Here is a 12,429-nt window from a genome sequence, read left to right as displayed (position 1 = left end):
GTTCAAAGGAGAAACCATGGGAAACACAGGATGGCGCAGCGCTGTTAAGCAGGAAGCCAGAATGCGAATCAAGGGGCATATCGGAAAATTGTTTGTTGTTTCGCTGGTGTATGGTGCCATCCGGCTGGTTCTGACCAGCCAGAACACTCCGCCATGGGAAGACACATTCCTGTGGTTTCCCGCCATCCCGCTTGATCTGGTGGGTATGCTGTTGCTCAATCCACCCTTATTGCTGGGTCTTACCTATGTGTACCTGGACACCCACCAGGGGCAACCCATCAAAGTGCGTACCTTGTTCGATGGGTTCTCGGATTTTGGAAGGGTGGTGTGGTTCAATCTGCTTCTGTCCGTCTATTTGATCCTCTGGTCGCTCCTGTGTGTGGTGCCGGGGATCATCAAAGCCATCTCATACAGCCAATCCTATTTCTTGATGGCCGAGCGTCCGGAACTGCGGGGAAGCGCCGCCATCACGGAGAGCCGGCGCCTGATGCAGGGGCACAAGTGGGAGTATTTCGTCTTCCAGCTTTCCTTCCTGCCCTGGTGGTTGCTGGTGGCGGTCACCTGTGGTATCGCCGGAATCTATGTGTTCCCGTACTACGAAACCGCGTTGGCCGGCTACTATCGTCGCCTGGTCGATTCCGCCTCATAAGAATTGCATAAAAACACAAAAGATTGCATATGTACTAGCAATAATATGCCCATGTTGCTACAATCGAATTGTTCATTGCAAGGAAGGTTTTTTCTATGGAAAAGAAAGCGATTGATTGGGCGAATTTAGGATTCAGCTACATCAAGACCGACTATCGCTATGTCTCTGACTGGAAGGATGGGGCATGGGACAAAGGCGGCCTGACAAAGGATGCCGATTTCATGATCAACGAATGCGCGGGTGTGTTGCAGTACTCACAGTCCTGCTTTGAAGGGCTGAAGGCGTACACCACGGAGGATGGAAGAACGGTGACGTTCCGTCCGGATCTCAACGCCAAGCGGCTGCAGGACAGCTGCAACCGACTGTTGATCCCCACCTTCCCGGAAGATCGTTTCATGGAAGCGCTTGACCAAGTGGTCAAAGCGAATCTCTCATGGGTACCTCCGTATGGCAGCGGCGCGACGCTCTACGTACGCCCGGTGATGTTCGGTTCCGGTCCGGTCATTGGTGTCGCTCCGGCTCCTGAGTATCAATTCCGGATGTTCTGCACGCCGGTCGGGCCGTATTTCAAGGGCGGTGTGAAACCGATCCGCCTGATGGTCTCCGATTACGATCGTGCCGCGCCGCATGGCACCGGACACATCAAAGCAGGATTGAACTATGCGATGAGCCTGTACGCCGGTACGTTGGCCCACAAACTTGGGTTCAATGAAAACATGTTCCTTGATGCCGCAACCCGGACCTATATCGAGGAAACCGGTGGAGCAAACTTCGTGTTCATCACCAAGGATGGAAAACTGGTCACTCCGAAGAGCCCGTCGATCCTGCCGTCCGTAACGCGAAGGAGCATCGAGTACGTCGCAGAGCACTACCTGCACATGCCGGTGGAAGAACGGCCGGTCAAATTCACCGAGCTGAAGGATTTCGCCGAAGCCGGTGTCTGCGGTACCGCCGCGGTGATCTGCCCGATCGGCAGCGTCCATACCAAGGACGGAGACATTCTGCTTCCCAGTGGAATGGATCATGCCGGTCCGTACATCACCAAACTGTACGACACGCTCACCGGAATTCAGATGGGAAGGATCGAACCGCCACAAGGGTGGATCCACGAGATCAAATAACCATCTCTCACTGCACGAAAACCGTACCAACCGCAAGGAAGGTACGGTTTTTTCGTAACCGCGTATTTGGTACCGAAAATGTCGTGGGAAAATGTTCTGGGGAAGATTAGGTTTCTTCCGCTTTCTCCGCCAGTTCCAACCAACGGTCTTCCATGGTGGAAAGAAGCTGTTTGTTCTGGTCGTACCGCTTGGTGCGTTCCTGCAGGGTGCCCAGTTCGGTGGGCTGGAGGGTGGAGAAACTGGCTTCCAAGGTTTGCTGTTCCTTGGTCAACTGGTCAATCTTCTTGGTGAGGGATTGGTATTCCTCCGCCTCTTTGTAGGAAAGGCCTTTCTTTTCCTGGTGTTCCCGTTTCTGCTGTTTCGATTGGGTGGTTGATGGTTGTTCTGGTTGTGATTGGGTTTGCTGGTCGTGCCAGTCAGTGTAGCTTCCCGGCCAGTTGATTACGTTGCCCTCTTTGTCTCCCAGAATGAACTGGTGGTCACACGCCTGGTCGAGGAACGCCCGGTCATGGCTGACGACCAGGGCACAACCGGAGAAATCCTGGATATAGGATTCCAGGTTTTCCATCGTTTCCAGGTCCAGGTCGTTGGTCGGTTCGTCCAACAGCAGAAAATTGGGGTTGGTGATCAACGTGGAGACCAAATACAGTCGTCTGCGTTCCCCTCCGGAAAGCCGCGCGATGGGAAGACGCTGCATCTTCTCCGGGAAGCCGAACAGTTCCAGAAAGCGGGCAGGGGAGACCACTTCATCCTGGGAGAGCCGGATCCGCTCGGCGATGTCGGTGATGTATTCCGTAATGGTTTTTGCTTCCGGGAGGTTGCGTCCCCGCTGGTCATAGTAACCGAACACGGTGTTCACGCCGACGTCCACCGTCCCGCTGTCCGGCTTCACCACGCCGGTGATGATGTCAAGCAACGTGCTTTTCCCGCAGCCGTTGGGACCGATCAACCCAATGCGCTCGCCGGCAAGGAAATCGTAGGAGAAATCACGGAACAGCAGATGGTCGCCGTACGCTTTGGTGATGTGCTCCAGACGGAGTACTTTCTTACCCAACCGTCGATCGATGCTTTCAAACGCCTTCTGCCCGGTCTGCCGTACGGAGTGTTGCTCCGCCTGCATCTCCTTGATGCGATCCTTCCTGCCGCTGTCCTTGCCGGTCCTGGCCTTTGGCCCATGTTTCAGCCATTCCAATTCCCTGCGGAGGATCGTTTTGATCCGCGCCTGCTCCTTCTCTTCCATGGAGAGCCGTTCTTCACGGCGTTGCAGATAGTCGGCGAATGAGCCGGGATGGAGAAATACTCGTCCCCCATCCAGTTCCAAAATGGAGGTTGCGACTTCATCCAGGAAATATCGGTCATGGGTGACGATGATGATGGTCATCTGTGAGGCACGGACGTACTCCTGCAACCAGATGATCGTCTCGATGTCCAGATGGTTGGTCGGCTCATCCAGCATCAGCAGGTTCGGTTTTGCCGCCAGCACCCGTGCGATGGCGACCTTTTTCAACTGTCCCCCGGAAAGCGTGGAAAGAAGACGGTCATCCATGCCCTCCATCCCCAGCTGGCTGAGGAGCGCCTGGTAGTCCTGCTCCAGATTCCAGCCATCCAGCGCATGCATCTCTTCGTCCAATGTTGCCATCGTTTTTGTGTCTGCGTGGAGATATTCCTTGCGGAGTTCGATCCGTCTTCCCATTCCGGAGAACAGGAAGGAAGCGACCGTTTCGTCTTCCGTGAATGTGATCCGTTGGGGGAGGAGCACCACATCGGTTCCCTTCTTCAGGGAGACGGTCCCTTCGTCCGGGGAAATGGCGCCGGCGAGCGTGGAGAGCAGCGTGGATTTCCCCGCTCCGTTATGCCCGACCAGACCGACATGTTCCCCTTCGTCCAAGCCGAAACTGGCATCATGAAACAGCGGGACATCATTGACGGTTTTGGCAAGACGTTCGACGGAAAGAATATTCATACGGGCAACTGTATCCTAATCGGCGATGAACAGCAAGGCGATTCCTCCTACCGCCCAGAGAGTGAACATTGCTTCTTTGAACGACACTCGTTTTCTGCCCAGCACACCTTCCTGGATCAGGAGGATCACCGGGCTTGACTGGGAGATTGCCGTGACGGTCCCAGGGGGGCGAAACGGAACGCCTGCATCTCACTGCTCATGCCGATGATCGGGCCCAACAGGGAGCCAAGCGCCAAAAGCAGGAACAGAGACAGACCGCTTGAATGGTACGAGGAGAAGTCGTGTACCAGGTTCTTCCGGAAGAGAGAAAACAGAAACAGGCTGATCAACCCACCAAGACAACGGATCATGTTGGTGGTCAGAGCGCCGGAGGAGGTGAGCGCGTATTTGGTGAGCACCAGGGAAAGCGCTTGGACGACGGCACCGAATACGGCGAACAGGATCCCAGATTTCTGCGCTGGCCCGGTTTCTTTCTTCTGTTGGATGATCACCAGAGCGACGCCGGTGATGGCTATGGCGAGTCCCATGATTTGTTGGGACGAGAGCCGCTCTCCAAACAGCGCCAATGAGAGCAGGGCGCTGCAGACCGGACTGAGTGTCTGGATGGCGACGGTTTTCCGTGTTCCCAGCAGTACGTAAGCCCGGAAGACGGCCACATCGGTGACGAAATAACCCAAGCATCCGCTGGCAAGGAGGATCAGCCAGGTGCGGATGTCCGCATGGACCGGTCCGTCGATCATCCTGGCGAGGAGGAACAGCACTGGAGTGGCGATCCACATCCGGATGTGCGCCGTCTCGGTGGAACCGACCCGTTTGCCCAAGTATCCCCAGATCAGGGCGTTCTCCGCCCAACAGAACGCGGTGGTCAGGGCGAACAGATGGCCGATGACAAGGGAAGACATACGGCGATTCTTGCGCGAAACGGAAAACAAAACAAGCCCCCGCGAACTGCGGGGGCTTGGAAGAGATCACGTATCCTGCGATTCGTCAGCGGGTTTGACCGGCTGGGGATCGTTGCGATGCTGGTCGAACAGGGCGAGCTGGTTGGCCAGTGTCCTGGGATCGTCGTACTTCTTCTCACGCCGGGTGTTGATGATCGAATACAGCACCGGGGAGAGGAACAGCGTCAGGAACGCGCCGGTGAGCAATCCTCCGACGAACGTCAGCGCGATCGGCTGCATCATCTCCGAGCCGCTGCCCGGGAAGAACGCCAGCGGGATCATGCCGACGACGGTGGTCAGCGTGGTCATCAGAATCGGGCGGAGACGAGTCCGTGCCGATTCCAGACAGGCTTGTCTGACCGGTTCGTGCTTGCGCACCCGCTGGTTGATCGAATCGACCAACACGATGCCGTTGTTGACGACCACACCGATCAAGGCGACGATGCCCACCACGGAGAACAGGCTGAAGCTCTGGTTCATGAGCACGTGGATGAAGATGACGCCGATGGACAGAAGCGGAATAGTGGCGAAGATGATGAACGGATCGACCAAGCTCTCGAACTGACCCTGCCATGACGGCGAAGACCAGAAGGAGGGCCAGAAGGACGATCATCACCAGCGTCGGCCCGTAGTTGGAAAGTTGCCGGATATCACCATTGTTTCCGACCACCACGCCGTCAGGGGCGGTAAAGTGCTCTGCAAGCGCGCTCTCCACCTTGGCCTGGACTTCACTGGCAGTATATCCGTCAGCCAGTTTCGCCGTCACGTTGTTCACCCGTTTCTTGTTCTCACGGCTGATGGTGGACGGTCCGCTGCTGATGGAGAAGCTTGCCAAGGTATCCAACCGCACGTTACCGTTGGTTCCGGCGACAAGCAAGCCTCCCAGTTCGTTGATCGATGTGATGGAGGTATCATCCATCATGACGACCAGACTGTAGGTGGTGTCGCTGTTGAACGTGGAGATCGTCGTCGCCGTCGTACCGGTAAGCGCGTAGGAGACGGTGGTGTTGATGGCGCTCATCGAAACGCCCAGGTCGTTCGCCACCTTCTTGTCGATCGTCATGGTGATGCGCGGCGATCCGTTCTCCAGGTCGGTGGTCACATCGGTGGCTTCCGGCACGTAGGAGTTGATGATCGCGGCGATTTCCTTGGTGGCGCTCTCAATCTTGGTCAGGTCGTTGCCGGTTACCGTCACGTCGATCGGGCTGGAATTGCCCGGTCCACGACCGCCGCTGAACGTCCAGGAAGCGTCAGGGTTACCGCTCATCAGCGGTCTGATCAGCTTCTTCAGATCATTGGCCGTATACTTCTGCTCCTCGATGTCCGGCATCGAGATGCTGATACTTCCCGTGTTGCTCGTTCCAACGTTGACCATGATCTGGGTGTACGAGCCTTCCGGAAGCGTTTCCGTCAACTTGGTCTGCATGGCGAACAGTTCCGTTTTGGTGACGGAGTTGTTGGTGCCGGCAGGTAGCGTCAGCGACATGTTGACCGAGTCATCGGTGTTCATCGCCGGGGTGAGGTTCATGCCGATGCCGGTGACGTAGGTGAAGCTGAACAACACCAGGAGCACCAGCAGCATGATCAGCAGGAACCGGTGGGAGAGGAAGTAGTCCAGCACGTTGGCATAGCCGTTTTCCAGCTTCTGCTCAATCTTGATGCCCACATTATCCATCCAGCGGAGCAGGCGGAATTTCAATGGTTTCTGCACACGGGTGTTCAGCTTCAGGATGGAGCCGCTTAACGCCGGAACCAGCGTGAAGGCGACGAACATTGAGGCGAGCAGCGATATGATGACCGTCCAGATCAGATCCTGGAACATGATGCCGATCATTTCCAGTTTGTTCTTGAAGATGATCAGCGGCACGAAGACACAGATCGTCGTCAACGTGGACGCCATGATGGCGGTGGTCATGTTCTCCGAGCCGAGAATTGCCGACGCGGCAGGGCTGTTGCCCCGTTCCCGGTAGTTGTACGTGTTCTCCAGAATGATGATGGACGCGTCGACGATCATGCCGATGCCGAGGATCAAACCGCTCATCGACATGCTGTTGACGGTGATGTCCGCCATGGACATGACCATCAGGGTGATCAGAATGGAGATCGGCATGGAAAGGGAGATGATCAGCGTCGCCTTGATGTTGCGAAGGAACAGGAAGATGAACAAGGCGGCAAGCAGAATACCTTCGAATGGCGTTGGCGTACACCTCGTTCAACGTGGAGGAGATCAACGTGGTCTCATCCCGCTGGATCGTCACCTTCACGCCGTCAGGCAGGGAAGCGTTGATCTCAGGGAGCGCTGCCCTGACCGCCTTGGCGACGGTGGTGCTGTTGGCGTCACTGTCGTTGGAGACGGACAGGTTGATCACCTGGTTCCCATCCAGGTACCGTTCCTGGCCGGTGCTGTGGGCTGATTCCACCGTGGCGATGTCATCCACCGTGATGTCCGCCCCGTCGATGGTGGAGACCACCGTCTGGCGGATGTCATCCAGATTCATGAACCGCTCATCCATGCTGATGGTGTAGTTCATCGAATCCTGGGTGATCGTCCCTTGGGTGTCGTTGATGTTGGCGTTGGCAAGCGCCGTCTTGACGTTGGTCAGCGTCAAGTCGTAGGCGGCAAGCTTGATGGGATCGACTTTCACTTCGTACTTCTTCGTTCCGGTTCCCATGACTTCCACCTGGGAGACCCCACTGACACGAAGCAACATCGGTGAGACGTCGTCTTCGGCGATTTCCTTCAACTGGTCAAGGTCGGAGGAGCCGCTCATCACCAGCCGCATGAACGACGAGTTGTTCATCCGGTCAAAACGGAAGATGGTAGGCGTATCCGCCCAATCGGGGAACGAATCCCTGCCGACCAGCGTGTTGATCTCCGACTGTACATCGTCCTCTGCGTCATCCAGGTCGGTGCCGTAGTTGAATTCCAGCGTGACGAACGCCTGGCCTTCCGAGGATGTGGAAGATATGGTATTGAGGTTTTCCAACGAACCGAGGTTGTTTTCCAACACCTTGGCCACCTGTTGCTCGATCTCTTCCGGACCCGCCTCGTTGCAGTCGACCATCACGGAGATGATCGGCATGGATACCGACGGATAGAGTGATATCTGCAGGTTGGAGATGAACATGGCGCAGATGACCATGATGATGACGTACACCATCGTGATCAGTACGGGACGCCGTACTGATAATTCACTGAGTTTCATTCGTTCTCTCCCTCTACGACGGCAATGGTGCTGCCGTCCGTCACCGAACCGGCGGTGATCAGGCTGTCGCCTGAGGCAAGGCCACTGGTGATGACCGTCTCCGAGTCATTGGCCGAGCCGAGTGTCACCTGGACCCGCTTGGCTGTGGTGCCATCGGCGATGAAGACGACGGAGTTGCCCAGGTACGTGCTGATCGCCTTGGTCGGTACGACGATGGCGTTGTCCACCTGTTCGATGATCAACTTGAGTTTGACGTACATGCCTTCCTTCAACCGCTGATCCGGCTTGTCGATGGAAAGCGTCACCTGGAATGTGCGGTTGCTGGCGTTGATCTTCGGGCTGATCGAGGTGATCGTCGCGTCAAACGGCTCATCAGGCCACGCCATGGTGGTGAATGTCGCCTTCATTCCAACGCTGACGGTGGACAGGAACCGCTCGCTGAGATTGACGACCACCTGAAGGTCTCCCGCCGATCCTATGGTTCCCAGCACGGTGGAGGTGGTGATGGTCTGTCCGACGTAGCTGTCCACCGAGTAAATCGTCCCGCCGATGGGCGCGGTGACGTTGCTGGGCTTGTACTGTTCTCCCGGGCTGGAAGGATCGACGGTGGCGATCACATCTCCCGCCTTGATCACATCGCCGACGGCGATGTTCAGTGCGGTGAGCTTTCCGGCGACTTCACTGGAGTACAGGTCAATCGTATCCATGCTGCTGGAAAGCTCCGCTCCGACGGTGGAGGTGCGGGTGAATGTGGTTGGTTGCAGCGTCTCCACACTGACATTGACCGTCTTGGTCTCCTGACTCTGGGCATTCATGTCCTGTCCTTGTTGGGAATCTTTCTTGGTGCTGGTGTACTTCATGCCGATGATGGCTGCCAGGTAGACACAGATGCCCAACAGAATAATCGTTACGATTTTGCTTCCGACAGATGATTTCTTGGTTTCCATTTCCGTATTCCTTTACGCCTGTAACGCGGCGATGTCACTCTCCAGCAACGAGGAGAGATCATACAAAGCGATGGTATAGTTGAGTTTCTGCTGCAGGATGGAGAGCTTGGCGTTCTCCACGGAGAGCATGGCGCTCTGATAATCCGAATAACTTGATTTTCCCGCCTCATAACTGGCTTTGACCAGTTCGAGCTGCTGTTGGGCCAGGGTCAGATGCTTTCCCAGTTTGTCCAGGTTGGCCGTCGCCTGGGTGAGCGACGCATAGGCGCTGGTCACTGAGGAGCGCAGTGACGAAAGGGCGTTGGCGTAGTTCTGTGTGGCGATCTTCACCTCATACTCGGCATTGTCCAACGCAACCGCGGCGCTGGACGATGAGAGGTAATGGTCCAGCGGCAGGGAAACGGTGACGGAGACCGAGGTGGTGTCTGCGAAGGTAGGATTGGAGGAAGCGGTGCTGTACAGTGTCCCACCCAACTTGGTGCTGGCGCTGACGTTGACGCTCGGGCTGACGTAGGTTGCCGTGGTCGTCTTCTTGCTCAGGTTTGCAGTGTCAATGGCCAGCTGGTAGCTTTTCATGGCGTTGGTCTGGGGAAGTTTGGCAAGCAGACTGTCCAGTGTCGCCAACGTGATGGCATCCGGCATGTCCTCATACGTCCAATCTCCGGTGGTGCCGATCAGGTTGGAAAGCGTCGTACGGGCGCTGTCCAGTGTCTGTTGTGCGACAAGAACGGCGTATTCCGCGTCGCTTTCCGTCACTTCCGCCTGACTGACGGCAAGCGTGGACGCTTTTCCTGCCTCATATTTCGTTTTGGCCGTCTCAAGCGCCTGTTGGGCTGACTGCAGGGTATTCTGCGCGCTCTCCAAGGAGAGACTCGCCGCGACGACGTTCCAATAGGCGGTCGTCACGTTGCTGGTGACGGTGTTCAGCGTCGACTGATAGGTGACGTTGGCCTTCTGTTTGGTAATCTCCTTGCTTTGCTTGGAGGTTGCAAGGGAAGAGGTGCTCAGCGACCAGCTGACCCCTCCGATGGCATAGGTGGATGAGAAGCTCTGGTTGATGATGCTTCCGGAAGCGGAAAGGCCAGCTTCCAGTTCCAACGAAGGAAGATACGCGTTGGTTTCCGTACTCCTGATGCTTTGCTGCAATTGCAACGTGGCCACTTTGACCGTACCGTTGTTTTCCTTCGCAGCTGAGATGGCATCCGCAAGGGTGAGCTCTGACCCGAACAAGGGAGGGAGGACCAATGCAAGACATAATAACATGACTGTATGTCTTTTTGTCATAGTTGCTCCTGATGCCATCCAATATACCACATTCAAAACGGAGACTCCCCTGTGTTGATGTTGTAAGTTGTGTGAATCTAGGTGAAGAGTATGTGTAGTTGGGGTTTCATTGACCAACAGGAACGCCACAGCGTACACTGTCGCCATGAATACTACCGTACGGCTTCGTCTTTCCCCGCGGGATGCAGGGGATGATGAGCGGCTCAGAAAGCTTGTCGCCAAAGCGGCGGGCGTGAACGAACAGGATATATCAGGGATGCGGATCATCCGCTCATCCATCGACGCGCGTCGACGGGATGTCATCATTGACCGGGAGATACAGGTGTTTTCCGGCGAAGAACCTTCTCCTGCGTGGGAGAAGACCGTCTACCAGTCAGTGGGGAACAAGAAGCCGGTGATCATCGTCGGCAGCGGTCCCGCCGGACTGTTCTGCGCCCTCCGGCTCCTGGAGATCGGCATCCGTCCCATCGTGTTGGAACGGGGCAATGATGTCGAGCAACGCAAGCTGGACATCGCCCGGATGGTACGTTCCGGCCGGACCAACCCGGAATCCAACTATGGTTTCGGGGAAGGGGGAGCCGGCGCGTTCTCCGACGGGAAAGCTGTTCACCCGCAGCGACAAACGGGGGGATGTCTCCAAGGTGCTCTCCCAGTTCTGTCAGATGGGAGCGGACGAATCAATCCTTTGGGAAGCCCGGCCGCACATCGGCTCGGACAAGTTGCCCCAGGTGGTGGCGGAAATGCGCAAGACGATCATCGCCTGCGGCGGGGACGTGCAGTTCGGCCAAAAGGTCACTTCCTTCCTGATCCATGCCGGCAAAGTGGTCGGCGTGAAGACGGAGAAGGGTGATACGTATGACGGACCCGTGGTGCTTGCCACGGGCCATTCGGCGCGGGAGATGTACCAGTATCTGTTTGACAACGGATTCGAGGTGGAGGCCAAGGCGCTTGCCGTCGGGGTACGCCTTGAGCATCCCCAGGAGTTGATCGACCGGATCCAGTACCATACCAAAGGAAAGCGGGGTCCGTATCTTCCTCCCGCCGACTATACGTTCGTCAGCCAACAGGTGGGCCGTGGCGTCTACTCGTTCTGCATGTGTCCCGGTGGAGTGATCGTCCCGGCAGGCACGGAGGACGGACACCTGGTGGTCAACGGAATGAGCGCGTCCACGCGAAGCAGCCGGTGGGCGAACAGCGGCATGGTGGTGGAGCTCCATCCGGAAGATCTGCCCCAGGATCGCTTCGGTGGGGAGCTGGGCATGCTGCACCTGCTTGAGGCGTTGGAATCCCGATGCTGGCAGGCTGGCGGCGGACGCCTGGTCGCCCCCGCCCAGCGGATGACTGATTTTCTCTCCGGCACGCTTTCCAAGAGCCTGCCCCAGACGAGTTACGCACCGGGGCTGGCAAGTGTGGATCTTTCCACCGTGTTTCCCGCGTTCATTTCCAAGCGCCTGCAGATGGCCCTGGCTCAGTTCGGCGCCAAAGCGAAAGGGTTCCTCTCCAGTGAAGCGGTGCTGATCGCTCCGGAGACCCGTACCAGTTCCCCGGTGCGCATCCCGCGTGATCCCCAAAGCCTGATGCACGTCTCCCATGACGGCCTGTTCCCCTGTGGAGAAGGTGCCGGATACGCCGGCGGCATCGTCAGTTCCGCGCTTGACGGCATGGCGGTGGCGGACGCCGTGGGGAGATACTTGGGGCGATGACCGATGGGTTTCCTCCGATCGCTGATGTCGATGCCCGTGTCCTGATCCTTGGGACGGGGCCTTCGTTGGAGTCGCTTCGGAGGAAGGAATACTACGGAAACCGGATGAACGGGTTCTGGCCCATCATGGCTTCGTTGTGGAACGAACAGCCTTCGACCTATGCGGACAAGCAACGGTTGCTGCTTGTCCATCATATCGCCCTGTGGGACGTCCTTTCCCGGTTCGACCGGGTAGGATCGTTGGATAGCGGGTATCGGAAGGTCGAGCCCAATGACTTGGTTCCGTTCATTTCCCGCCATCCGTTGCTCAAGGCGGTCTGTTTCACCGGGAAAACGGCAGAGGCGTTCTACCACCGGTTGGTCGGATACTATCCCGAGGGTATCGCGTTCCACGCCCTTCCTTCCCCCAGCAGCGCCAATACGATGCCACGGGAAGAGAAGCGCGCCATCTACGCAGATGTTCTCTCCCGTTACCTGGAGGGAATCCGGAAGGGGTGAGGGGATACAAAATGGGGGCAGACAAACTGTCTGCCCTCCCCCAGTCAATTCCTCGTTCCATTGGAGATTACGTACCGAGAATCGTTCGTGAAACGTAAAGGCACTCATGCCGTGTGTC

At 56.9% G+C, this 12,429-nt stretch carries 9 protein-coding genes and 1 pseudogene; 5 read left to right on the top strand and 5 right to left on the bottom strand.

Annotated features, from left to right (window positions below):
* Positions 1 to 16: 16 nt before the first annotated feature.
* Both LKE28_01670 and LKE28_01665 read left to right on the top strand, forming a co-directional pair.
* Positions 17 to 649, top strand: a complete 633-nt coding sequence (locus LKE28_01670; protein MCH3906977.1) for a DUF975 family protein — start codon at positions 17 to 19, stop codon at positions 647 to 649.
* A 95-nt stretch (positions 650 to 744) separates the two neighbouring features.
* Complete coding sequence (locus LKE28_01665; GenBank protein ID MCH3906976.1) at positions 745 to 1,770, top strand: branched-chain amino acid aminotransferase; 1,026 nt, start codon at positions 745 to 747, stop codon at positions 1,768 to 1,770.
* A gap of 106 nt (positions 1,771 to 1,876) precedes the next feature.
* Here the strand turns inward: LKE28_01665 and LKE28_01660 are convergent, their stop codons facing one another.
* The 5 genes and pseudogenes from LKE28_01660 to LKE28_01640 all read right to left on the bottom strand — a co-directional run bounded on the left by LKE28_01660 (position 1,877) and on the right by LKE28_01640 (position 10,111).
* The gene (locus LKE28_01660) at positions 1,877 to 3,733 is read right to left on the bottom strand and encodes an ABC-F family ATP-binding cassette domain-containing protein (protein ID MCH3906975.1); all 1,857 of its coding nucleotides are present in this window, start codon (positions 3,731 to 3,733) and stop codon (positions 1,877 to 1,879) included.
* A gap of 125 nt (positions 3,734 to 3,858) precedes the next feature.
* Complete coding sequence (locus LKE28_01655; protein ID MCH3906974.1) at positions 3,859 to 4,635, bottom strand: DMT family transporter; 777 nt, start codon at positions 4,633 to 4,635, stop codon at positions 3,859 to 3,861.
* Positions 4,636 to 4,701: 66 nt separating this feature from the next.
* Positions 4,702 to 7,817 (bottom strand): annotated as a pseudogene (locus tag LKE28_01650) (efflux RND transporter permease subunit).
* Positions 7,818 to 7,876: 59 nt separating this feature from the next.
* Positions 7,877 to 8,827: an efflux RND transporter periplasmic adaptor subunit gene (locus tag LKE28_01645; GenBank protein MCH3906973.1), complete on the bottom strand. Its 951-nt coding sequence runs from the start codon at positions 8,825 to 8,827 to the stop codon at positions 7,877 to 7,879.
* A gap of 12 nt (positions 8,828 to 8,839) precedes the next feature.
* Complete coding sequence (locus LKE28_01640) at positions 8,840 to 10,111, bottom strand: TolC family protein (protein MCH3906972.1); 1,272 nt, start codon at positions 10,109 to 10,111, stop codon at positions 8,840 to 8,842.
* 145 nt (positions 10,112 to 10,256) lie between these two features.
* Between LKE28_01640 and LKE28_01635 the strand changes: the two genes are divergently transcribed.
* The 3 genes from LKE28_01635 to LKE28_01625 are packed head-to-tail and all read left to right on the top strand — an operon-like array spanning position 10,257 to position 12,311.
* The gene (locus LKE28_01635; GenBank protein MCH3906971.1) at positions 10,257 to 10,961 is read left to right on the top strand and encodes an FAD-dependent monooxygenase; all 705 of its coding nucleotides are present in this window, start codon (positions 10,257 to 10,259) and stop codon (positions 10,959 to 10,961) included.
* Positions 10,852 to 11,814: a hypothetical protein gene (locus LKE28_01630; protein ID MCH3906970.1), complete on the top strand. Its 963-nt coding sequence runs from the start codon at positions 10,852 to 10,854 to the stop codon at positions 11,812 to 11,814. The genes LKE28_01635 and LKE28_01630 overlap by 110 nt, the downstream gene beginning before the upstream one ends.
* Positions 11,811 to 12,311, top strand: a complete 501-nt coding sequence (locus LKE28_01625) for a DNA-deoxyinosine glycosylase (protein ID MCH3906969.1) — start codon at positions 11,811 to 11,813, stop codon at positions 12,309 to 12,311. Before LKE28_01630 ends, LKE28_01625 begins: the two co-directional genes overlap by 4 nt.
* The last annotated feature ends 118 nt before the right edge of the window (positions 12,312 to 12,429 follow it).

Origin of the sequence: Sphaerochaeta sp. (assembly GCA_022482495.1) — a bacterium.
Classification (GTDB): domain Bacteria; phylum Spirochaetota; class Spirochaetia; order Sphaerochaetales; family Sphaerochaetaceae; genus RUG023.
The sequence above is the reverse complement of the archived record's forward strand: the minus strand, read 5'-3'. Positions and strand labels throughout refer to the sequence as shown.